Source organism: Paraglaciecola sp. 25GB23A, from assembly GCF_040012495.1.
GTDB lineage: Bacteria > Pseudomonadota > Gammaproteobacteria > Enterobacterales > Alteromonadaceae > Paraglaciecola.
The window spans coordinates 36,997-59,065 of the sequence record NZ_JBDYKM010000021.1; the positions used below are offsets into that span (position 1 = coordinate 36,997).

The following is a 22,069-nucleotide window of genomic DNA, read 5'->3' on the forward strand; positions in this document are numbered from 1 at the left end:
ATACGAATGTGACAGAATTTATGGTTCAGTATTTTTATCAGGAATAACAATGACAACAAAATTGATAGTCAGTACTTTGATTTGCTGCTCTTTTTTAATGGGGTGTTCGCCCAGTGTTAAGAACGAACAAACAGAGCAAGCGAAACCAAGTGAAACGTTAGCGAATGAAATTCAAGTAGGTAAAGACTACCACTCATTTGCTAACCCAGATGAAGTAAAAGTGACTCATTTGCTTTTAGATTTAAACGTCGATTTCGAGCAAAAGATATTGAGTGGTAGTGTAGAGCTCGATTATAAAAAAATTGATCTCTCAGCCAAAACGTTAGTACTTGATACTCGCGATTTGACCATTTTAAATGTCACGGCAAATGGCAAAGACATTCCCTATGTACTGTCATCACAAGACTCATTTTTAGGAGCTGCACTGACAATTGAACTGCCTCTAGAGGGCAACACAGTAAAGGTTGAGTACCATACTTCACCGCAAGCCTCGGGTGTACAATGGTTAACGCCAGCGCAAACTGCCGGTAAAAAGCAGCCTTTTTTGTTTACGCAATCACAAGCTATTCATGCACGAAGCTTTATTCCACTGCAAGATTCACCTCAAGTACGAGTAACCTATGAGGCCAAGATCCATACCCCTAAAGCACTATTGGCTGTTATGAGTGCCGCAAACGATCCAAATACCCCAAGAGACGGTGAGTATGAGTTCTCCATGCCGCAACCGATTCCTTCCTACTTGATAGCTCTAGCTGTCGGGGATTTGCATTTCAAGGCCATGGGAGAGCGCACAGGAGTCTATTCGGAAGCGTCTATCTTAGATGCCGCAGCAGCGGAATTTGAAGATACAGAGTCTATGTTAATTGCCACTGAAGAAACCTTCGGCCCATATAGTTGGGATCGATATGATCTGCTCATTTTACCGCCGTCTTTTCCCTTCGGAGGTATGGAAAACCCCAGACTTTCGTTTATTACTCCCACGGTTATAGCGGGTGATAAAAGCTTAGTCTCTTTGATTGCCCATGAACTCGCGCATTCTTGGTCAGGCAATACAGTCACTAATGCTACCTGGCGTGATCTTTGGTTAAACGAAGGTTTTACCACCTATTTAACTTATCGCATTATGGAAATGGTCTACGGTGAAAAACGGTTTGCTATGGAAGCGGTATTAGGCAGACAAGATTTGCAAGCAGATATCGATACCCTACCGGCCGATGATCAAATCTTAGCTATCGATTTACGTGGCCGTGATCCTGACGATGTTTTCAGCAATATTCCCTATGAAAAAGGAGCCTTGTTTCTACGTGAGCTAGAGCAAAAAGTCGGTAGAGCCGAGTTTGATAAATTTTTACTTGCATACTTCAAGCACTTCAATTTTCAAAGTATTACCACTGATCAGTTTGTAGACTACTTAGAGCTTAACTTAGTTAAACCACACAGTGATGTGCTGTCTATGGCTAGAATTAATGAGTGGATACACGCGCCCGGGGTACCTGCAGGAGCACCAGAACCGCAATCAGATGCATTTACCGTAGTTGATCAAGCACGCAACGATTGGTTAGAGGGTAAGATTAGCGCCAAAGACATTCTGGTGACTGAATGGGCCACGCATCAATGGTTATATTTCCTGAACAACATGCCAGAAAAACTAACTCAAGAACAACTTACTGAACTTGATGCAGCCTTCTCTTTAACCCAGAGTCACAACAATGAAATCGCCCATAGTTGGTTGTTGATGGGCGTTAAAAACTGGTACGAGCCTGCGTTCCCGCGTTTACATGACTACTTAGTGTCTATTGGCCGTAACAAGTTAGTGAAACCTCTGTATAAGGCCTTATCAGAAACGCCTGAGGGTAAAAAGATGGCACAAAAAGCCTTTGCCGAAGCAAAAGATGCTTACCACCCACTAACGGTGAAAGCCAATGAAGGCTTTGTAGAATAAGTACTCATATTGGATATGTAGATAAGCAAAGCCTGACAGTAATGTCAGGCTTTTTACTTTTTAGACCAGCAAAAAATTATTGTTTAGTCGATGACAATAACGAAATACTAAAAGATTTTAGCCTTTGAGCTAGCGCCTTGCTCCAACCGCAGATTTATACCAAGCCAAGTTCACCTTAACCAATCCTTTAGCCTGTTTTGATTTTGTTAACAGGGATGTTATTAGGCGACAGTAAAGCGAATTATCTTCGAAGCACAATTCGTTTGGTTAGGCAAAAAAGTAAATAAAAATTACCCCTTTGCAAATGGCTCAATATATGGAAATATTGCACAGTTAAATTTTAGGCGGGTTAAATTCAACACTGTTTCATTAGCAATTGAAACAGAGCGTTACTGCATGAAATTAACCAGTCACTTAGGTTAATCAGCTCAATTATTGAGCTAAGGGTTACATTACTTTTGCTGGGTTAATAATGTCAGCAATCAAAAGGACTTCGTTTTATGGCAGTAAATCAGCTGAATTTAACTTTTCGATTTTTCTTGGTATTTTTAATCAATATATTGCTCACATCGCTAGTGTCGGCGACGCCTAAACTTGCTGATTTTACCGACTATGCTCAATTACCCACTATTGCCAATATGACGATTTCTCCCAGTGGAGAAAGGCTTGCTTATCGTAAAACTACCGACGATCAGGACCTGATTGTTATTTATTCTGTTGCACAGCACAAATTAGTGTCAGCGATAACACTGACCGAGACTAACCGACCGAGAAAACTGTATTTTATTAATGAAAATGAGCTGATTTTAGTTGTCTCTAATTTTGAGCGACTGGCTGGTTATGTTAACCAAACGACTGTTAGCAATGCTTATGTATTTAACATTGAGAAAAATCAACTTCGCGCATTGTTAACCAGAGGTGACAGAGTTTTTCCCGGGCAATCTTCTTTAGGCTCTATTATTGGGCTTACGCCAGATAGCAAAAATATTTTAATGAGTGCTTTTGCCGGAAGTGCCTTGAGTATTCACGACAAGGAAAAGCCCAAATATGCCTTATTCAATGTTCGTATTGCGTCACCGAGAATACCGCAATTTTCTGAATTTGGACTAGCTGAAACCATTGACTATTTTATTGATAGTCAGGGCAATGCCTTAGTTGAAGAGCGCTATAACAATACTAATAATGAACATACGATAGTGGCTAAAATAGGCGATGAATGGAAAACCATTTATCAAAAAGAAGTCGCCGTTAGAGACATAAATGTCGTTGGACTCAGTCCTGATTATCAGTTTCTGGTTTTTTTAGATGAAGACCCTCAAACCGGCCGCGTATCCTATTTCAATATGGCCCTAAAGGACGGTTCGATCAGCGTCTCTGAGTTTAATCGTGAGGATGCTGATATTGATGTTGTGATAACGGATATAAATCGAGTGGTGTATGGCGTGCGGTACGCTGGATTTAATCCAAGTTATCAGTTTTTTGACCCGCAAAAAACGGCTAGGGTTAAGGCTATTTTAGCTCGATTTCCTGATAACTCTGTATGGTTAAGCAGTTGGAGTCCTGATTGGAAGTATTTGGTCGTCTATGTTGAGGGCCCAAATGCACCAGGCGATTACTTTTATTTTCCACTTGATGATTCACCCTCTTTTATCGCCAGTGCCAGACCGCAAATTGCCATAGAGAACATTCATGCCATAGCTGAACTATCGATAAAAGCGCGTGATGGTCTGGTTATTCCTACTTTATTAACCATTCCGAATCAGTCTTTGCAGCATATGAAAAATTTACCGGCTGTAATGCTGCCACACGGAGGTCCTGAATCCTATGATCATATTGGCTTTAACTGGTTAGCGCAGGCGATAGCAAACGAAGGATATCTTGTTATACAGCCTCAATTCCGCGGTTCTATTGGTTTTGGCTTAAAACATCGACAAGCAGGATTTGGCGAGTGGGGTAAAAAAATGCAAGACGATCTCAATGACAGTTTGGCGTATTTAGTTGATAAACATATTGTTGACCCGCAAAGGATATGTATTGTAGGCGCCAGTTACGGGGGGTATGCGGCCCTTGCCGCCGGCGCTTTTAGTGGCGATATTTATCAATGTGTGGTGTCAGTAAACGGGGTCGCCGATATTAATCGCATGTTAAGTTCAGGTGCTTACAATTATGGCAGCAAGCATTGGGTCGTTTCATATTGGCAAATGTTAGTGGCAAAAGGGCAGGCGAGCAAAGCGAGTATGTCCGCTATATCGCCTGCAAATCATGCCACTAACTTTATTGCCCCCACCTTACTGATCCATGCTGAGAATGATCAGGTGGTAAAAATCAGTCAGTCTGAGCAGATGTTAGATGCATTACAAAGCGCTAAAAAAGACGTAAAGTTCGTCGAGTTAAAAAATGAAAATCACAACCTGTCGACGGCGACTGGACGTGCAAAAACATTAGAGGAAATTGTCACTTTCTTGCATGCACAGCTTTCTCAGGAAAAAAACTAGCTAGTTAAACTAAAGAGGCGCTTATTAATATCCAATGGTGTCAGCCGGCTTTTAGCGGAATATCATCGAGCCACTGTCGTATTTTAGTTCCAAAACAAGCTGCCCCTTACTGGTAAAAAAATAAGCGTTGACACTGGCTAACATCCCGGCAAAAAGCTGTTCCTGTGAGCCTTCACAGAACATACGTGTCGATGCTATGTTACTAAACTCGATTTGCTTATTTGTCACACTGTAGTCACCCTGCATCGAATTACAGTCAGTGCTCATTGTAACGTTGCCATTTTTTTCGAATTTGAGGCTAAATACCTTGGGTAAAGCAGGCCTGTGACTTGAATCATTATTATATTCAGTTTTTTCCCAATACCAGGTTTTCATGCCTAAGGTCATGATTGATGGGTCGGCCTCTCCTTCAAAATCTTGCTCAACATTAATGAGTTGCTTAGCCTTAGGATCATAAATCAGCAATTTCTCTTTCGGTATGGTGGGCAAGTTTGAGTAAGGCTCACTCAGCAAACGGTCCAAAAACTTCACAGTGATACGGTTATCTTCAATACGAATATCTTGGGGTTGAATACGGTCTCCCAATAAAAAAACTGCAGTGCCCTGATAATTATTGCCTTCACGGATCGCCACGGCCAGATAATAATATGTGCCACTGCCCCCGGTATTTTGAGTCAAGATTAAAACGGCATCTTGTTGACCGTCGGCATTTACATCAGCGATCTCCGCAGAACCCCATACTTGGCTTATAATTTTGCTCTTGGGATCGGACATCGCACTTTGCTCAGCATGGCCATTGATCAGCACGATTTTACGCAGCTCAATGCTAAAACTAGTATTCATTGGGCTCACGCCATGCTCTGAACTTTTGGCTTCATTGTTTACGCCATAATGACAAGATTGCATCAACAAGAGCAAAAGCAGTAAGCCAAGAAAGTTCAGTTGAAAATATCTTGAAGTCAGACAAAAATCTCTTATCTTCATTAGATTAACCCCGTGTCACATGGACTTTTTATTTCATAGTATTTCAAAACTCTGCCACGCTATGGTTCGCAGCTCGCAGCTCGCAGCTCAAATTTTGTGACTCATTTCTATTAAGCGACTAAAAGTACGGCGAAATTCAAATATCAATGCACCGTCTAAATAGAGCTCACTGAGTGGTACCTCTGTACTGATATATACCTTAACACCTTGGTCATATAACTCATCTATCAAGCTGATAAAACGCCGCGCAGCATCGTCGGTAGAGGAATAAATAACGGTTCTCTCGCCAGTGCTGGTAGCGTGGTTATCACCAATTCCATCTTCGGTACCTCGGGCTTTGATCCAGTTGCGCACCTTACCACCAAGGCGCGGAACGTCACTGATCATCACCGTACTAAATCGACTGGCAATTTCAATGTAGTCCAGTTGTGAGCGGGGGCCATCACATAAGGCATAAAAGTCGAACCAAGCTAAGGCATTTGGGGTATCGAGCTGTGCAGCGCGTATTAAGGCCAGAGGGCGGTGACAAATTGTCAATTCAGTGTCACAAAGTATCGAGCTTGCGCCCGCGCTAAGCTCGGCAAATATTTGCTTAAAGTTTAAAACAGTGTTTAAGCCAATATTGGTTGAGGTATTGAGTTGAGCTAGGTTGTCACTCAAACCATGCAAGCGATGATCCTGTTCACCGTCTAAATGCAGCACTTGAGTATGGGTTTGCAGTAAAGCAATGCAGGGTAAAAATTTATGTCGCGCTAAGCCGTTTTCATATAATCGTTGAATCGGAATATTGGAGGTAGCGACTAACACCACCCCGTTTTTAAATAGTGCATCGAACAAACCCGCTAAGATCATGGCATCCGCAATATCAGCGACAAAAAACTCATCGAAACAAATAATATAAGATTCACTGGCGAGTTTATTAGCGATGGTGATTAAGGGATCTTGTTGGCCTTGATAATGTTTGAGTTCTTGATGAACACGAGCCATAAAGCGATGGAAATGTAATCTAAGCTTTCCCTTGGTGGGTAAACAGCCATAAAACAAATCCATCAAGTAGGTTTTACCGCGGCCCACATCACCCCATAAATATAAACCTTGAGTCGTGCTGCGGGGCTGTATCTGAGAAGATAAGACCAGCTGATGATAAAGCTTATCAAGGGCTTCAATCGCTTGTTGCTGTGCCTTATCAGGCACTAATGTTTGACCTACTTTGGCTAGATAAGTCGACAGTGGGGAAGTATTACTTAATGCGGGGTAGGGGCTTGATACATGGCTTGAAGAGTCCGGCATTATTTTTAACTTAACAGCGATATTTTATACATGGGTGAGGCGCGCTTAAACTAAACAAAAACGGCATAATAATCCTACTGTACGATATATTACTCGCACAGTAAGAAAGTATTAGGCAATGTGTTAACTATCTTGAAAATTTTTGATCTTAGCTAAAATACCGACACTATCCATGCCTAGTTCAGCATACATTTCTTGCTGGGTGCCTTGCATAATAAATTCATCGGGCAGACCTACTGGCAATACCTTGCATTGATGTTTGATACTCATAACAAACTCCGCGACTGCACCACCTGCGCCGCCCATAATCGCCCCATCTTCAAGGGTAACAAACAAGCTGTGATCGGCGGCCAATTGTTCGATGATGGCTGTATCTAGGGGCTTCACAAAACGCATGTCGATTACGGTTGCATTGATCTGTTCAGCGGCGGCTTGGGCAAATGGCAATAATACGCCAAAATTTAGTATGGCTATCTTTTCGCCGCTTCTGATAGTGCGGCTCTTGCCGATGGGCAATGATTCCATTACTACACTCGGTTCAACGCCGGTGGCTGAGCCTCTAGGATAACGCACGGCAACCGGTTGATTGAGTTTATAGCCGGTATATAACATTTGGCGGCATTCATTTTCGTCTGCTGGCGCCATAATCACCATGTTGGGGATACAACGTAAAAACGGAATATCAAAAGCACCTTGGTGGGTTGGTCCGTCTGCACCCACTAATCCAGCGCGGTCTATTGCAAATAAAACCGGCAGATTTTGTAAGGCTACATCATGGATAAGTTGGTCGTAGGCGCGTTGTAAAAAAGTGGAGTAGATAGCGACGACAGGCTTAAGCCCTTCTTTGGCTAAACCTGCAGCAAAGGTGACGGCATGTTGCTCGGCGATAGCTACATCAAAATATTGGCTAGGAAATTTTTGTGAAAACTTGACCATACCAGAGCCTTCACGCATTGCAGGGGTAACCGCCATAAGTTTAGGATCTTGCGCTGCCATGTCACATAGCCAATTACCAAAAATAGCTGAAAATGTGGGGTTACTCGGTGGTGCTTTAGGCAATCCCGCTGCGTTGGGGTTAAATTTGGGTACAGCGTGGAATTTTATTGGATCGAGTTCAGCTAATTCGAAACCTTTGCCTTTTTTGGTAACCACGTGCAAAATTTGTGGGCCCTTAATTGATCGCATATTGCGTAGGGTTTCCACCACGCCCTTTACATCGTGTCCGTCAATAGGTCCAATATAATTAAATCCAAGCTCTTCAAATATGGTGCCGGGTACGACCATGCCTTTAATATGCTCTTCCGCACGGCTCGCGAATTCTTTAATCGGCGGCACAGAACTCAGAAGTTTTTTACCTCCGTCACGAATCGAATTGAACAAGCTACCCGTTAACAAACGAGCTAAATGACTATTTAATGCCCCGACATTTTCTGAAATCGACATTTCATTGTCATTCAGTATCACAAGCAAGTCTTTATCGATATCACCACCATGGTTAAGTGCTTCAAAAGCCATACCGGCTGTCATAGCACCATCACCGATGACCGCAACTATTTTGCGACCTTTGTTTTCTTTTTCAGCGGCAACAGCCATACCAAGCGCTGCACTGATGGAGGTAGATGAGTGACCTACGGCAAAGGTATCGTATTCGCTCTCTGGCGGCCAAGGAAATGGATGTAAACCGCCTTTTTGCCGAATGGTGGGCATACGATCTCGTCTACCTGTCAATATTTTATGCGGATACGCTTGATGACCCACATCCCAAAGGAGACGATCGAAAGGGGTATTATAGACATAATGTAAGGCGACAGTAAGTTCGACTGTACCTAGACCAGAGGCGAAATGGCCACTGCTTTGACTAACACAAGTGAGCAAATACTGCCGCAATTCGGCAGCCAATTGAAGCAACTTTTCTTGTGGCAAAGCGCGAAGCTCATCAGGTGTATTGGCTTGGGCCAATATCGGGTAGTTTGCAAGATCTAGGGTCATGTATGGCTAGTCAACTATCTGGTTATTATTTTTCATGCAAATAAGTGCATGTCTGGTTTTTCTATCAGTATTTACGCTGAATGATGAAATCGGTAAAAGATTCCAACATGGCTGTATTGTAGGGTAAAGCGTGCAAAGCTTGAAGCGCTTGTTGATGTAATTCACTGAGATAAGTTTGTGCTTGCCCTAGTCCGAGCAACGCAGGATATGTGCTTTTATTCAGTGCTTGGTCTGAACCCTGCGGTTTTCCTAGCGTTACTGAGTCACTAATGACGTCTAAGATGTCATCTTGTACTTGGAAAGCTAAGCCAATTATTGCGGAATATTGCGCTAGTATTTGGCGAATTTGGGGAGTGGTATCCTCAGCTAAGCTGACAGCCATAGCAACACAAGCATTAATTAAGGCGCCAGTCTTTTTACTATGTAAGGCTTCTAGTTGACTTTGATCAATCAGGTGATTGGTGGCCGCTAAGTCCATAGCTTGACCTCCACACATGCCCAAATAACCTGCCGACTGACTTAATATTTTGACTAATTCGATGCGTTTATTTTGTAAAGATGGACTTAATTCACAGTCACACAAAATTTCAAATGCTAGGGTTTGCAAGGCGTCCCCAGCTAAAATGGCGGTAGCTTCATCAAATTTTATATGACAAGTTGGGTGGCCGCGGCGCAACTCATCGTCATCCATGGCAGGCAAATCATCATGGACTAAAGAATAGGCGTGTATTGCTTCGATAGCACTCGCTGGACCGATTAAATCTTGTTTGGCAATACCCAACATTTCACCGGTAGCAAAGACTAAAAACGGTCGCATGCGTTTACCACCAATTAATAATGTGTAACGCATAGCTTGTTTTAATGTTTCAGCATGATTAGGCAAACCGTCGATCAATTGCACCAAATAGTGGTCGACTGTTTCTCGCACATCCTGTTGATATTCGCTGAGTATCATTCTTTGTCGGATAGTGGACTATCAAAGTCAAGTAAACTGGCTTGGCCATGTTGATTCATCAAAATTTGCACTTTTTGTTCAGCATCTTTCAATTTTTGTTGGCTAAGTCGTGCTAATTGAATACCACGTTCAAAATTTTGCAAGGCTTCTTCGAGAGGCAATTCACCTTGTTCCATCTTACTGACAATGGTTTCAAGCTCTTGCATCGATTGTTCAAAGGATAAGGTTTCAGTTTTTTTACGCGTGCTCATAATATCTTCAATTAAGTTGGCCTAAGTGCCAAGTTGAGCGCACCATACCTGAGCTCAAAAAAGGCGTCAAACACTTTTCCCCTAGGTACAGGGCCTAAAAGCGCTAGATTTATTACCACTTTGACATAATGCTAAAATTGCAGCTATAGAATATTCAAAGTAGGTCGATAAAATACTGAAATATGGTAGAAATTTTATCTTGGTAGTTTGTGTCTATAGTTGCAACAATTCATTGCAAACTAGGCTTTTAATACGGCACACTGAGGTTAATGGTTCTTTTGAATACAGTAATATCAGTAATAGGTGGGAGTAGATAGTGGATTTAGCAACTCTAATCGGCATGCTAGGATCGATCGGCTTTGTCATTATGGCGATGATACAAGGCGGCGATATCGCTATGTTTGTTAACGTGCCATCAATATTAATTGTATTTTGTGGCAGTCTTTTTGTGGTGTTATCGCAATATACACTGGGGCAATTTTTTGGCGCGGGTAAAATTGCTGGCAAAGCCTTTATGTTTAAAATTGACACCCCAGAATCACAAATAGAAAAAATTGTTGAAATGGCTGATGCGGCCCGAAAAGGTGGCTTTTTGGCCTTAGAGGAAGCTGAAATTGCTAACCCGTTTATGCAAAAAGGGGTAGACATGCTGGTTGATGGTCATGATGTTGATGTAGTCAGAGCCACCCTATCGAAAGATATTAGTATGACATCTGAACGCCATGAGTTTGGTAAAACTATTTTTAAAGGCCTAGGCGATGTAGCACCAGCAATGGGCATGATCGGTACACTGGTTGGGTTGGTGGCGATGTTGTCTAACATGGATGATCCGAAATCAATCGGCCCAGCCATGGCCGTTGCCCTGTTAACTACGTTATACGGTGCCATGTTAGCCAACTTAATTTGTATTCCTATCGCAATAAAATTAGGCAACCGTGCGGACGAAGAAAAGTTAAATCAGAGTCTAGTCTTAGATGGCATCATCGGTATTGCTGATGGCCAAAATCCACGGGTTATTGAAGGTATTCTTAAAAGCTATTTAGCCGCCAGCAAACGCGGTAAAGCCGCGGATACTGAATAGTCATGTCTGACGAACAAGAATGTCCAAAGTGTCCACCAGAAGGTCTTCCTGCGTGGATGGGCACATTTGCTGACTTGATGTCGTTGTTGATGTGCTTTTTTGTACTGCTATTGTCATTTTCTGAAATGGATGTACTTAAGTTCAAACAAATTGCCGGTTCGATGAAGTTTGCCTTTGGTGTACAAAACAAAATAGAAGTGAAAGATATTCCTAAGGGTACCAGTGTTATTGCTATGGAGTTTCGTCCAGGACGGCCTGATCCTACGCCAATTGATACCATTCAACAGCAAACCATTGAAATGACCCAACAGATGTTAGAATTTCAGGCGGGTAACGAAGACTCTGCGGGTGGTAGGCAAAAACAACGTGGTGAGCAACGTGGCGGTTCAGCCCAGCAAACTGCAACAGAGCAAAGTGCCTCAGCAAGCAGTCAAAGCTCACAAAGCCAAGAAACCAGTCAAGAACAAGTTAACGAGCGCTTGAAAAAAGTCACTCAGCAGCTAGAAAAAGAAATCATTGATGGGGCGATTGAGATGGAGTCTTTAGGGCAGCAAATAACGATCCGCATTCGTGAGAATGGTTCATTTTCGGCAGGCTCAGCCTTTTTACAGCCGCAGTTTAAGCCAATTCTGCGCAAAATAGGTGCTATTTTAGCTGATATGCCAGGGGATATTGAAATTTCGGGTCACAGTGACAGCCAACAAATATCCAACGAACTCTATCGTTCAAATTGGGATTTGTCATCACAAAGAGCGGTAGCGGTTGCTGAAGAAATGCGCCGCGCACCTGGTTTTGATGAAAGTCGTATGTCGGTAGTCGGAAAGGCAGATACATCGCCTCTAGTAGATGCAAGCGACCCACAAGCACGCAGTCGCAATCGACGTGTAGAAATAGCCATTAACCAAGGCAAAGCAAAAATATCTGAGCCTATATCAGTATTGCCTTAATCAGACAAGAAATGCCATCAAGCTAGACCCTATACCAAATGCTAGGGTCTTTAATCCCTCTCAGTCTGTCGTTTGACAACCACGTATAGGGGCTGTTTTGTCAAAAAAGATAGATATTTCCGCGACGGTAACCCCAAACTTGCTCATGTAAGAGCGGTTCATAACCCGATTTTCGTCTAATTTATACATCCAATCGTCGACAGCCAAGTCGTACTCGGTACCATCGACGGGAACGCGTAAGGTATATTTCCAATTAAACGCAGTACCGGTTTCACTTCCAGAAGCCTGACCAATAACATCACTAGCACTACCGCTGATCAGACCGTCATTGCCTTTTGTTAACTCCCAAACTCGTATTTGCTGCTCACCATCGTTGTAATAAAAGGTTTCATGTAGTTGGCCTTTGTTACCTTCCCACTTACCTACAATATCAACACAAAAACGGCGGCTTAGCTTTTGGGTGTAATCTTGCACTATGCCCCACGCAGTCACCTTACCATCAAAATATTGGCTGAGGTTGAAGGCAGGGCCAGTATCTTTATAGTCATCTAGTGAGCTGCTACAACTGGTCAAAAGTAATAAACTGGAGGCTATGGCGATACATTTAAGCTTCATTTTTTCTCTCCAATAAGTTGCTTTTGTAAATCAGGATAACTGGATTTTTCATCTAACCAAATACGTAAAAAGCTACTGCCAAATTCACTGTCTTTAATCGCTCCAATAGATTGCTGATTAAAGTAAAAATCACTGTCTCCCGACTTATTAACCAAAATCAGTAATTCATCACCTTTTTTAATGTTAGGCCACATCGTAGAAAGTTGTTTAATCCACGGCGCACTGATTTGCGAATTGACCCCGAGTTTTTGCCACTCTTCTTCCGTTCTTTCGACTAAATCTTTGGCTTTAATGTTGCGTAAATAGTGCACTTTGAGCGCCTGAGGGAAAACGTCTTGTTGATAGACGCCGTCCAAGGTGTAAAGCTCTGACTTATAGACGTCCCAAAACAAAATTTCGAGCTTGGCTTCGCCCACTTTTTTAAAATCTATTAAAGGATCAGCCATGGTATTAAGGCTCCAAGTCAGGAGTAAGGGCAGGCAATACCTCAGTAGTTTTTTTTGTAACATCGATTTTGCCACCTTATAAAATATTGCAAAATTATCGTGTCGGAATAGCCACGTATGCAGGTTTACTAATGACTAGTTGCACCGTGCTGATAGTACGTTCTAAAAAGCCGCCCTCACAATAACTAAAATAATAACGCCACATTTTCATAAAACGCTCGTCATACCCTTCGCTGGCTAATACGTCTTTGTTTTCTAACAATCGATGATGCCAATCTTGTAATGTTTTCGCGTAGTCCAAACCAATATCATGGAGATCCCGGATCATCAGATCGGTATAACGTTTTAAATGCTGGTTGATCAACAGTTGCGAAGGTAAGTAGCCACCAGGGAATATATGTTTTTGAATGAAATCTACATTTTTGCTATAACTTTCCAAGCGCTGGTCGTTGATGGTAATGGCCTGCAACAGCATTACCCCCTGCTTTTTAAGCAAACTTGAACATTTTTTGAAGAAAGTCGGTAAAAATTCTTTACCCACCGCTTCAATCATTTCAATAGAAACTAACTTGTCGTATTGTCCCTCTAAGAGGCGGTAATCTTTTTTCAGTAGGGTGACTTTATCTTGTAAGCCCTCTTTTATAATCCATTCACTTGCATAAGCGTGCTGTTCTTCAGATATAGTGGTCGTGGTAACTTTACAACCGTAATGTTTGGCAGCAAATACCGCAAGACCGCCCCAACCAGTACCTATTTCGAGTAAATGGTCTGATTCGGTTAATTGTAGCTTATCGCAAATGACCTTTAACTTATTGTGCTGAGCTTGTTCCAACGATGCGTCTGCTTGAGGGTAAATAGCCGACGAATACATCATGGTATGGTCTAAAAAGCGTGTATATAACTTGTTGCCCAGATCATAGTGAGCAGCAATGTTTTTCTTGGAACCAGTATGTGAGTTTTTATTAGCAAAGTGGCGTATTTTTCTTATAGGGAGTGCAAGCCATTCCATTTTGGCTTCCCATGCGTCGAGCATATCTAAATTACGAGCAAATATGCGAATAACGTTTGTCAGGTTTGGGGTTATCCAAAGTCCTTCCGTATAAGTTTCGCCCGATGCAACACTGCCACCGAATAACAATCGTTTGTATGTAGACAAGTCGATAATATTTATTTCAGCATGCAAGTCACTGTTTCTCTCACCGAAGCTGTCAATTAATACACCACTTTCTTTTATTACTAACTGGCCCTGGGGCAAACTAGCAAAGATTTTAAGCATAATATTGCGGCAAAGTTTGTCTGACCAAGTGAGTGTGCTCGGTGCATTAAGGGTTTGTTCTCCATTTACCATAACTACTGTTTACCTTGTGCTGGGTGCGAATAAATCGGCATGCCTTTGATAAATAATTTTAGCGCCTGCCAATATATTCCCACTACTGTTTTTATTGTCATAAAAGGAATCTTTCTTACTACGCGTTTTAGGTTCTGAGAGTTCAGTTCTTGACGCGATAAATTAAGATTAGCTACAAAATGTTTAGATTCTTGATGACATGCTAGGCTCAATTTTAGGTTTTGTGCTGGTTGTTCGATCTTCCACTTATATTGCATATCAATGGGATTAAATGGGGATACATGAAACACTTTCTGGCTGTCTTGTTGGTCTGCTAAATCGACCAAGTAGCAGTGTGTTTCATTCCACGGTGTGTTGCTTACTTCTGCCAATAAATAGCTGTAGTGACCAAGCGTATCTTGCAAATAATAGAAGTTGACCGGACTAAAATACAGGCCGAAGGTTCGTAGGGGACTGAGTAAAAATACTTTTCCCAAAACAGGTTTACCCGCAAGTTCAGACATTTTTTCCAAAACGCTATCCTGCAGTAAACTCGCAGGATCCCCCAAAAAATCACTACGCCTGAATTGAACAGGCGCAAACTTATGCATAGAAAACCAACAAAGCTTTGCTGCAGTTTCATTGAGTTTACTAAGATCTAACCAAAATAAATTGATACGATAACTAAAACGATGTTTTTTTGGCAGAAATCGCGCATGCATGACTTCACCACTGTATATCGCATCTTCGGTCAAAGACTTTCTCCAAAATCTGCACACACGTCTAAAGCGCTGCGTACGCCATCTTCATGAAAACCGTTATACCAATAAGCCCCACAAAAATGTAAACCGTGTTGCCCTGAAATAGCCTTGCGACGAGCTTGGGCTGAAATTGCCTCTTGGTCGAACTGTGGGTGGCTATAAACGTATTGGCCCAATATCTTACTCTTATCTATGCCAGTAGTATTATTTAGTGTGACACAAAATGTAGTAGATGATTGCAATCGTTGTAGGATATTCATGTTGTAACTCAACACTGCTGGCGCAGAAATTTCTCCGCTTGCGCCAGTTAATGAGTAGTTCCAACTTGCCCAAGCCAATTTACGCTTAGGCAATACACTGGTGTCAGTGTGCAGAACCACGTCATTTGTTGCATAACGAATACTGCCGAGTATCTCTTGCTGCAAGGCGCTGGGCTGAGCCAAAAGTGCTAAGGCTTGATCGCTGTGACAGGCAAAGATTACTTCATCAAAATGTTGTTCAGCTTGATTTACTGTCACTACAAAACCGGATTCACTCGCTCTGACTGATTGCACAGGGCTATTCAGATGTATTTGACCTTCATAGCCTTTAGTCAGCGGGGCTATGTAACTTCGTGACCCACCGATTATCGAATACCACTGCGGTCGGTCAGTAATATTCAATAAACCGTGATTATTAAAAAATTTAAGGAAAAACTGAAACGGAAAGGCTTTAATATCTTCCAGACTTGTAGACCAGATGGCAGCGCACATTGGCAATATATAGTTGAAAGCAAAATCATCGCTGAGTTTGTGCTGTTGAATAAACTCGAATAAGGTTAATTCACCAAAGTCAGTTGTTTTGATCGCATCACTTTTGCACAATTTATTAAACCGCAAAATATCTCTGACAATTCGCCAAAATCTAGGTCTTAATATATTTCTTCTTTGCGCAAATAAACTATTCAAAGTATTGCCATTATATTCTAGATTTTGTGCGAGGTTTTTGACGCTAAAACTCATTTCAGTTGCTTGCGATTTAACGCCTATTTTATCCATTAATTTAATGAAGTTAGGGTAAGTCCAATCGTTAAAAACAATGAAGCCTGTATCAATAGCGTGTGTTTCGCCATTAACCTCTACATCTTTAGTCGCGGTGTGGCCGCCGATATAATTGTTGGCTTCAAACACGCTGACACGATGTTTTTGATGCAAAAGGTGGGCGCAGGTTAGCCCCGATATACCTGAACCGATGATTGCAATTTTTTTGTCCATTAACCAAGTTCCTTCATTATTTTTCTTGTTCTTGCATTTTTTTGCACAAACCTACCTGCCAACTGTCTGGCAGCATGTTGAGAGAGCGTAAAATTAGACTGAACAACGTTGGGAAATAAATGCTACGTTTTCTTTTTTCTATGCCACGCAGCAAACTCTTTGCTGCTTGCTCGCTACTAATTTTCATTGGCATGTCGAAATCATTTTGTTGAGTCAGCGGGGTTTCAACAAAACCGGGTGACACACTTTGAAATGTGACGTCTCGACTTGCAAGATCAACCTCCAGACTTTTAGAGAAATAGTGTAACGCAGCCTTACTTGCGCCATAGGCTTGGCTACGTGTAAAAGGCAGTAATCTTGCCAAACTGTCAACTAATACAACTTGATTTCCAGCTTTAAGCTTGGGCAGGATAGCTTCAATACAATGCACAATACCAAAAAAGTTGGCGCTGAAAACCCGTTGAAATAAGGCCGACTCAAACGCTTTTACATTCACGTATTCACACACTCCTGCATTAAACACATAAATATCGGCTGTTACGCTTGCAAGGGCTTGTTTAGTTTGCTCAAGGTCAGTGACATCAAAAGTGAGCGTGGTGATTTTTTCGTGTGTGGCGAGCTCATCAAGCTTCTGCTGATTTCTTCCACAAGCAATCACCTGATAACCACTGTCAGCAGCATGCTTCGCTAGCATTTGACCAATGCCCGAACTCGCTCCAGTTATTAATATCGTTTTCATAATAATTGACTACTATTCCCAATCAAAATCAGTGAGGCTGTCTCCAGCCGAAATACGGTTTAATATACCTTTGAACAGATAATAGAGATCATATCGCGCAAACAGTGTTAAATACTAATAACGATCCATAATCATAACGCCAGCGTATCGATAGGCATTATTAAACGACTGAAACTTATTTTTACATGAATCTTACCATCCCACTGTTTCCATTGTCAGCCCACCTGTTGCCCGGCGGACGTTTGGCCCTGCGCATATTTGAACCACGCTATGTGCGGATGGTAAAAGAAGCCTGTGCCAACAACACGGGTTTTGGTATTTGCATGTTAGATGCCAAAGGGTCAACAGAACTGAATCAACATATATTCCCAATCGGAACTTACGCCAAGGTTATAGATTTTGATTTACTACCTGACGGAATGTTAGGAATTACGGTGGAAGGTGAACGATGCTTTAATGTTTTAAGTGTCTCCACTGAAAAGGATGAACTGCGCATAGGTGAATGTGAATGGGTGTCTGAATGGACTTTGCCAGAACACGAAAAATTATTAAGCCCTATCAATGAACGTCTAATTGAAGTATTTGAAAAGTATCAAGAGTTAAGAAACTTGTACGACAAACCGCATTTTGATGATCCTATTTGGGTTATTTATCGGTGGTTAGAATTACTGCCAGTGCATGCTGAGCAAAAGCAGCAATTGTTGCAAAATAAAGATTGTGTCAAAGCAATTAGTTTTCTGACACAATTGGTGGAGTGATCTTTTTTTATTTACCCACAGTATAATATTGAAACATTAACCTGCAGGTAACTTATGTTAGTCGGAATACCTTTGGAATCTAGGCCCTCTCACTCTGTAAAACCCATAGAATGTGCTGAAGAAATGTCAGCTTGTTTAAGTGCGGTGGCAAAAACACGCTGTGAGCGTTCTTTTGCTAATGTCTTTAATTATTTCGCACCGCGACTTTTGTCTTATTCACTCAAGCAAATGGGGAATGAGGCTTTAGCCATGGAACTTGTTCAAGACACCATGGCAAATGTGTGGCAAAAAGCGCATCTGTTTGACGCCTCGAAAGGGTCTCCGTCGACTTGGATTTTTACGATTGCCCGAAATATTCGTTTCGACCTATTGCGTAAATTACGCAACCGCAAAGAAGATATTTGTGCTGACGACTTATGGCCAATTCTGTGTGAGCAAACGGCAGACGTAAATGAAGTATCTCACGACCACCAAGTAACTATGGATGAAATTGGTGTTTTATTCGAGTCTTTGCCAGACAAGCAAAGAACAGTAATTGAAGCCATCTATATTGAGGGGAAATCTCAACAAGAGGTTGCTGATGAAATGGATATCCCCTTAGGAACAGTTAAGTCTAGAACACGACTTGCATTACAAAGACTAAAAGAGATGATTGATAACAATGATTAAGCACCATCCTAACGCACAACAATTAAATGCTTTTGTATCCGGTACTTGCGAGCCTACTGTTGCTCTTATGGTCTCTGCGCATGTTGATATGTGTTTAGATTGCCAAGCAAAGTGTATGAAATTGCAACAGGTTCAAACTATAGAAGCATTGAGCTCTCCTGTTGCTACACCTTCCCTTGATAGGATGTTTAGCCAGATTACGCAATTACCCCAGCAAAAGACGACTATACCTAGAGCAGCATCTGTTCCTGCTACTTTTGACATAGAATTAGAAGGGAAACGCTTTGTATTACCTCGAACGTTAAAGCGTTATGCCAAAAATACAGGGAACTGGTCACGCTTAGTAGGCAAATTATGGCAGGCCCCTGTCGACTTAGGCTATATGGGTAAGGCTAACTTCATCTATATGGAAAAGGGCGGTAAAGTCCCAGAACATACACACAAAGGTACAGAGATGACTTTGGTTATCGATGGCCAGTACGGTGATGGGGTGGCAAATTACGATTGTGGAGACTTTACTTTACTTGATGGTCAACATAATCATTTGCCTCACTCAGAAGCAGATGAAGGTTGTTTAGTGTTTACTATTGTCGATAAGCCCTTGTATTTTACTTCGGGCATAGCACGTTTATTAAACCCATTTAGCCATTTATTTTTCTAGTCTAAATTACATATAAAAAAAACGCGCTTCTTAAGCGCGTTTTTTTATAGTCGATAAAATATAATTATCTTTTACTTAGCCAATGAAGCTGCTATTTGGATAGTTTAATTTTAAGGTTTTCATCGCATTATTTTTTAATTCTTCAAGCTTCAGCTGATCATAACATTCAACCATAATTTCTAAGGCTTCTTGCACGTGAGAAGTGTCAGAATAGTACTCAAGTACATAACGACCACGGTTTGCAGCGGCAACAAATGCCTCGCGACGCATATAGAAGCGCGCGATCGAAATTTCATATTTAGCTAATCGGTTTTTAATATGTAGCATACGTTTTTGCGCGTCTGCCGCATATTTACTCTCTGGATATTTCTCGATTAAGCGTCTGAAATCTTCAAAAGCTTGGCGTGATTTGCTCGGATCCCGGTCTGAGCGATCTATTCCTACCAATTCTTGGAACAGATTTTTATCCGCTTCCATATTAGTAAGACCACGCATGTAAATTGCGTAATCAACATCGGAGTGATTTGGATTTAGGCGGGTAAAACGATCAATAGTGGCGATCGCTTCGGGCACCTTACCTGATTTGTAATAACTATAAATTAGGTCAAGTTGAATTTGATGAGAAAACGGACCAAAAGGGTATTTGGAGTCCAATGCACTCAAGGTTGTCGTAGCTGCATTAAAATTGCCCAATTTCATCTTTTCTTTAGCATCTTGATAAAGCGCTTGTTCGCTTCGATTACCAATGACGAGGTCTTGATCATCCGGAGATGAGGAACATCCAGCCATTAAAGCAAGCACGCTCCCCAGTATTAATGTATTTATTCGTGAACTATTGGTCATATTTTCTCTAATTACTCTTATTTATATAGGTGATACTTGATATGCCATTCATTGAGTATCAAAAATCCGTTAGAATAGATGTTTATCGATAATAGTTGCGCATTCTACCCCAGCACTTTGGGCTATGCACATATAAATCGTAATGTAACCTTATTGGATCCCTATTGTATGTCTACCCACAGTGAAAAAATTCATTTGCAAACCAGTGTACCGCAAAATTTATTCGGCAAACGCTTAGATCAAGCTTTGGCCGAAATGTTCCCTGATTATTCACGTTCTCGCTTAAAAGAATGGATTTTAAGTGATTGTGTCAAAGTAAATGAGCAAATTGCTAATATTCCACGTGAAAAATTGGTTGGTGAAGAGCTCGTTGAAATCAATGCCCTGATAGAAATGCAAGTTCAGCACGAAGGACAAGATATTCAGCTGAATATCGTTTATGAAGATGATGACATACTGGTTATCAATAAACCGGCAAATTTAGTTGTGCACCCTGGTGCGGGCAATGCCAATGGTACAGTACTTAATGCACTGATAAATCATGCACCACAAATAGCGAATGTACCTCGTGCGGGCATTGTGCATCGTTTAGACAAAGATACAACCGGATTGATGGTGGTGGCCAAAACCATCATCGCTCAAACCCAACTAGTTGAGCAATTGCAAGCCAGAGAAGTTAGCCGCGAATATGAAGCTATTGTTTATGGCACCATGGTGGCAGGTGGAACCGTTGATGCACCTATCGGTCGGCATGAAACCAAACGGACTAATATGGCTGTGCGAGAATCAGGTAAAGATGCGGTAACCCATTACCGGGTTAAAGAAAAATTTCGTGCCCATACATATTTGCGACTTAAACTCGAATCAGGCCGTACCCATCAAATTCGTGTGCACATGTCACATATCCGTTTCCCGCTGGTGGGCGACATAGCCTATGGTGGTCGTCCTCGTCCCCCTAAGGCTGCAACCCAAGAATTTATTGAAACCTTAAGGGCATTTCGCCGCCAAGCTCTGCATGCAGTTCAGCTGGAATTAGTGCATCCCGTCACAGGTGACTGGATGAGTTGGAAAGCCCCTTTACCAGATGACTTTGTGCACTTGCTGTCTGTGATTCGAGAAGACAAGACGATAAATGGTAGCGGAGATGTTTAAGCTTGGCTGAGCCAATTTTTATAAAACCCAAGTGGGCTGCGCCGAGTAATATTTACGCTTATACAAGTTGTCGTAGTGGAGGGGAGTCCCTCCCTCCTTTTGACACTTTTAATGTGGGGCAGCACGTTGGTGACGATCCTGTATTGGTCGAACGTAATCGCAACAAACTGCCCAATAGCGGCAGATTTCAATGGTTAGATCAAACCCACAGTAATGTGTGCATTGAATTACCCAAAAATGAGAGCCACCCACTCGTGGCTGACGCCTGTTTTTCTTATAAAGAAAATCAAGTTTGCGCAGTAATGACAGCAGATTGTTTGCCCATATTATTATGTAATACTCAAGGTACTCTGGTCGCTGCGATTCATGCAGGCTGGCGTGGTTTGGCCAATCGAGTTATCGAAAAAACGTTGGAGAGCATGGATTGCGATAATGCCTCAATCTTGGCGTGGCTTGGGCCTGCCATCAGTCAACAACATTTCGAGGTAGGTGAGGCAGTAAAGCAGGCTTTTATTGAATTCCCACATGCTTTTGTTAAGTCAGTCAATTACTCTCCTACAGAGCCTAAATACTTAGCCGATCTCTATGAAATTGCGCGTCAAAAATTAACCTCCCTAGGGGTATTAAATGTCAGCGGTGGTGAATATTGCAGCTATCAACAAAAATCTTTATTTTTTTCTCATCGCCGCGCCACTCATCAGGGGCTAAAAACAACAGGAAGAATGGTCAGTGCTATCTTTATTGGTTAAGCCAATATAAAGCTATGCCGCTGTGTTGGTTGGTAATGTCGAGATTTGATTAAGATCAAATATTGCTTATATTTAGTGTGTCATTTCAACTCAACTTTAATAACCCTACTTGTATTGCGGTCATTTTATACCCATAACTAGAACAACTTAGTTTTAGTGGTA

The 22,069-nt window shown here is 41.8% G+C and carries 21 protein-coding genes; 9 read left to right on the top strand and 12 right to left on the bottom strand.

All coding sequences use genetic code 11. The features are described from left to right. Positions 1 to 49: 49 nt before the first annotated feature. Together ABKW31_RS18800 and ABKW31_RS18805 are read left to right on the top strand one after the other, a co-directional pair. The gene (locus ABKW31_RS18800; RefSeq protein WP_348618126.1) at positions 50 to 1,942 is read left to right on the top strand and encodes a M1 family metallopeptidase; all 1,893 of its coding nucleotides are present in this window, start codon (positions 50 to 52) and stop codon (positions 1,940 to 1,942) included. A 500-nt stretch (positions 1,943 to 2,442) separates the two neighbouring features. After that, entirely contained in the window at positions 2,443 to 4,437 is a 1,995-nt protein-coding gene (locus ABKW31_RS18805) for a prolyl oligopeptidase family serine peptidase (RefSeq protein ID WP_348618127.1), read from the top strand. Positions 4,438 to 4,488: 51 nt separating this feature from the next. Here the strand turns inward: ABKW31_RS18805 and ABKW31_RS18810 are convergent, their stop codons facing one another. The 5 genes from ABKW31_RS18810 to xseB form a co-directional block, all read right to left on the bottom strand. Beyond that, positions 4,489 to 5,421 carry an META domain-containing protein gene (locus ABKW31_RS18810; protein ID WP_348618128.1) on the bottom strand — a complete coding sequence of 311 codons (933 nt, stop codon included), beginning with the start codon at positions 5,419 to 5,421 and terminating at the stop codon, positions 4,489 to 4,491. Positions 5,422 to 5,508: 87 nt separating this feature from the next. Continuing rightward, the gene (gene zapE / locus ABKW31_RS18815; protein WP_348618129.1) at positions 5,509 to 6,711 is read right to left on the bottom strand and encodes a cell division protein ZapE; all 1,203 of its coding nucleotides are present in this window, start codon (positions 6,709 to 6,711) and stop codon (positions 5,509 to 5,511) included. A gap of 123 nt (positions 6,712 to 6,834) precedes the next feature. Next, entirely contained in the window at positions 6,835 to 8,700 is a 1,866-nt protein-coding gene (gene dxs, locus ABKW31_RS18820; RefSeq protein ID WP_348618130.1) for a 1-deoxy-D-xylulose-5-phosphate synthase, read from the bottom strand. A 64-nt stretch (positions 8,701 to 8,764) separates the two neighbouring features. Then, a complete protein-coding gene (gene ispA, locus ABKW31_RS18825) occupies positions 8,765 to 9,655 on the bottom strand; it encodes a (2E,6E)-farnesyl diphosphate synthase (protein WP_348618131.1) in 891 nt (296 codons plus the stop codon). After that, positions 9,652 to 9,906, bottom strand: a complete 255-nt coding sequence (gene xseB / locus ABKW31_RS18830; protein ID WP_348618132.1) for an exodeoxyribonuclease VII small subunit — start codon at positions 9,904 to 9,906, stop codon at positions 9,652 to 9,654. Before xseB ends, ispA begins: the two co-directional genes overlap by 4 nt. A 316-nt stretch (positions 9,907 to 10,222) precedes the next feature. Between xseB and pomA the strand changes: the two genes are divergently transcribed. Both pomA and ABKW31_RS18840 read left to right on the top strand, forming a co-directional pair. Further along, entirely contained in the window at positions 10,223 to 10,987 is a 765-nt protein-coding gene (pomA, locus tag ABKW31_RS18835; protein WP_348618133.1) for a flagellar motor protein PomA, read from the top strand. Positions 10,988 to 10,989: 2 nt separating this feature from the next. Beyond that, a complete protein-coding gene (locus ABKW31_RS18840; RefSeq protein ID WP_348618134.1) occupies positions 10,990 to 11,934 on the top strand; it encodes a flagellar motor protein MotB in 945 nt (314 codons plus the stop codon). A gap of 60 nt (positions 11,935 to 11,994) precedes the next feature. Here ABKW31_RS18840 and ABKW31_RS18845 read toward each other — a convergent pair whose 3' ends face one another. From ABKW31_RS18845 to ABKW31_RS18870, 6 genes are all read right to left on the bottom strand, one after another. After that, complete coding sequence (locus ABKW31_RS18845) at positions 11,995 to 12,549, bottom strand: DUF3833 domain-containing protein (protein WP_348618135.1); 555 nt, start codon at positions 12,547 to 12,549, stop codon at positions 11,995 to 11,997. Then, entirely contained in the window at positions 12,546 to 12,995 is a 450-nt protein-coding gene (locus tag ABKW31_RS18850) for a chalcone isomerase family protein (RefSeq protein WP_348618136.1), read from the bottom strand. The genes ABKW31_RS18845 and ABKW31_RS18850 overlap by 4 nt, the downstream gene beginning before the upstream one ends. Positions 12,996 to 13,089: 94 nt before the next feature. Further along, positions 13,090 to 14,343, bottom strand: a complete 1,254-nt coding sequence (locus ABKW31_RS18855) for a cyclopropane-fatty-acyl-phospholipid synthase family protein (protein ID WP_348618137.1) — start codon at positions 14,341 to 14,343, stop codon at positions 13,090 to 13,092. A 2-nt stretch (positions 14,344 to 14,345) separates the two neighbouring features. Then, positions 14,346 to 15,077: a DUF1365 domain-containing protein gene (locus tag ABKW31_RS18860; RefSeq protein WP_348618138.1), complete on the bottom strand. Its 732-nt coding sequence runs from the start codon at positions 15,075 to 15,077 to the stop codon at positions 14,346 to 14,348. After that, a complete protein-coding gene (locus tag ABKW31_RS18865) occupies positions 15,074 to 16,336 on the bottom strand; it encodes an FAD-dependent oxidoreductase (protein WP_348618139.1) in 1,263 nt (420 codons plus the stop codon). Before ABKW31_RS18865 ends, ABKW31_RS18860 begins: the two co-directional genes overlap by 4 nt. A gap of 16 nt (positions 16,337 to 16,352) precedes the next feature. Continuing rightward, positions 16,353 to 17,075, bottom strand: a complete 723-nt coding sequence (locus tag ABKW31_RS18870; RefSeq protein WP_348618140.1) for an SDR family NAD(P)-dependent oxidoreductase — start codon at positions 17,073 to 17,075, stop codon at positions 16,353 to 16,355. A 185-nt stretch (positions 17,076 to 17,260) separates the two neighbouring features. Here ABKW31_RS18870 and ABKW31_RS18875 point away from each other — a divergent pair, with 185 nt between their 5' ends. The 3 genes from ABKW31_RS18875 to ABKW31_RS18885 are packed head-to-tail and all read left to right on the top strand — an operon-like array spanning position 17,261 to position 19,163. Next, complete coding sequence (locus ABKW31_RS18875; protein WP_348618141.1) at positions 17,261 to 17,833, top strand: LON peptidase substrate-binding domain-containing protein; 573 nt, start codon at positions 17,261 to 17,263, stop codon at positions 17,831 to 17,833. Positions 17,834 to 17,887: 54 nt separating this feature from the next. Next, positions 17,888 to 18,502 (top strand): sigma-70 family RNA polymerase sigma factor, encoded by a 615-nt coding sequence (locus tag ABKW31_RS18880; protein WP_348618142.1) that lies wholly within the window; start codon positions 17,888 to 17,890, stop codon positions 18,500 to 18,502. Next, complete coding sequence (locus ABKW31_RS18885; protein WP_348618143.1) at positions 18,495 to 19,163, top strand: ChrR family anti-sigma-E factor; 669 nt, start codon at positions 18,495 to 18,497, stop codon at positions 19,161 to 19,163. The genes ABKW31_RS18880 and ABKW31_RS18885 overlap by 8 nt, the downstream gene beginning before the upstream one ends. A gap of 75 nt (positions 19,164 to 19,238) precedes the next feature. On the opposite strand, the gene ABKW31_RS18890 is transcribed toward ABKW31_RS18885, so the two are convergent. Then, a complete protein-coding gene (locus ABKW31_RS18890; RefSeq protein WP_348618144.1) occupies positions 19,239 to 20,006 on the bottom strand; it encodes an outer membrane protein assembly factor BamD in 768 nt (255 codons plus the stop codon). A 168-nt stretch (positions 20,007 to 20,174) separates the two neighbouring features. Here ABKW31_RS18890 and rluD point away from each other — a divergent pair, with 168 nt between their 5' ends. Together rluD and pgeF are read left to right on the top strand one after the other, a co-directional pair. After that, complete coding sequence (gene rluD / locus ABKW31_RS18895; RefSeq protein ID WP_348618145.1) at positions 20,175 to 21,158, top strand: 23S rRNA pseudouridine(1911/1915/1917) synthase RluD; 984 nt, start codon at positions 20,175 to 20,177, stop codon at positions 21,156 to 21,158. A gap of 2 nt (positions 21,159 to 21,160) precedes the next feature. Then, on the top strand, positions 21,161 to 21,907 hold the full coding sequence (gene pgeF, locus ABKW31_RS18900; protein WP_348618146.1) for a peptidoglycan editing factor PgeF: 747 nt from the start codon (positions 21,161 to 21,163) through the stop codon (positions 21,905 to 21,907). Positions 21,908 to 22,069 lie beyond the last annotated feature (162 nt).

Bases quoted from the DNA above. Each gene is read 5' to 3' on its own strand.
- rluD (WP_348618145.1), top strand. From the start codon at position 20,175: ATGTCTACCCACAGTGAAAAAATTCATTTGCAAACCAGTGTACCGCAA.
- ABKW31_RS18805 (WP_348618127.1), top strand. From the start codon at position 2,443: ATGGCAGTAAATCAGCTGAATTTAACTTTTCGATTTTTCTTGGTATTT.
- ABKW31_RS18870 (WP_348618140.1), bottom strand. From the start codon at position 17,075: ATGAAAACGATATTAATAACTGGAGCGAGTTCGGGCATTGGTCAAATG.
- ABKW31_RS18850 (WP_348618136.1), bottom strand. From the start codon at position 12,995: ATGGCTGATCCTTTAATAGATTTTAAAAAAGTGGGCGAAGCCAAGCTC.
- ABKW31_RS18880 (WP_348618142.1), top strand. From the start codon at position 17,888: ATGTTAGTCGGAATACCTTTGGAATCTAGGCCCTCTCACTCTGTAAAA.
- ABKW31_RS18855 (WP_348618137.1), bottom strand. From the start codon at position 14,343: ATGGTAAATGGAGAACAAACCCTTAATGCACCGAGCACACTCACTTGG.
- ABKW31_RS18845 (WP_348618135.1), bottom strand. From the start codon at position 12,549: ATGAAGCTTAAATGTATCGCCATAGCCTCCAGTTTATTACTTTTGACC.
- ABKW31_RS18810 (WP_348618128.1), bottom strand. From the start codon at position 5,421: ATGAAGATAAGAGATTTTTGTCTGACTTCAAGATATTTTCAACTGAAC.
- zapE (WP_348618129.1), bottom strand. From the start codon at position 6,711: ATGCCGGACTCTTCAAGCCATGTATCAAGCCCCTACCCCGCATTAAGT.
- ABKW31_RS18875 (WP_348618141.1), top strand. From the start codon at position 17,261: ATGAATCTTACCATCCCACTGTTTCCATTGTCAGCCCACCTGTTGCCC.
- dxs (WP_348618130.1), bottom strand. From the start codon at position 8,700: ATGACCCTAGATCTTGCAAACTACCCGATATTGGCCCAAGCCAATACA.
- ABKW31_RS18840 (WP_348618134.1), top strand. From the start codon at position 10,990: ATGTCTGACGAACAAGAATGTCCAAAGTGTCCACCAGAAGGTCTTCCT.
- ispA (WP_348618131.1), bottom strand. From the start codon at position 9,655: ATGATACTCAGCGAATATCAACAGGATGTGCGAGAAACAGTCGACCAC.
- ABKW31_RS18885 (WP_348618143.1), top strand. From the start codon at position 18,495: ATGATTAAGCACCATCCTAACGCACAACAATTAAATGCTTTTGTATCC.
- xseB (WP_348618132.1), bottom strand. From the start codon at position 9,906: ATGAGCACGCGTAAAAAAACTGAAACCTTATCCTTTGAACAATCGATG.
- ABKW31_RS18890 (WP_348618144.1), bottom strand. From the start codon at position 20,006: ATGACCAATAGTTCACGAATAAATACATTAATACTGGGGAGCGTGCTT.
- ABKW31_RS18865 (WP_348618139.1), bottom strand. From the start codon at position 16,336: ATGGACAAAAAAATTGCAATCATCGGTTCAGGTATATCGGGGCTAACC.
- ABKW31_RS18800 (WP_348618126.1), top strand. From the start codon at position 50: ATGACAACAAAATTGATAGTCAGTACTTTGATTTGCTGCTCTTTTTTA.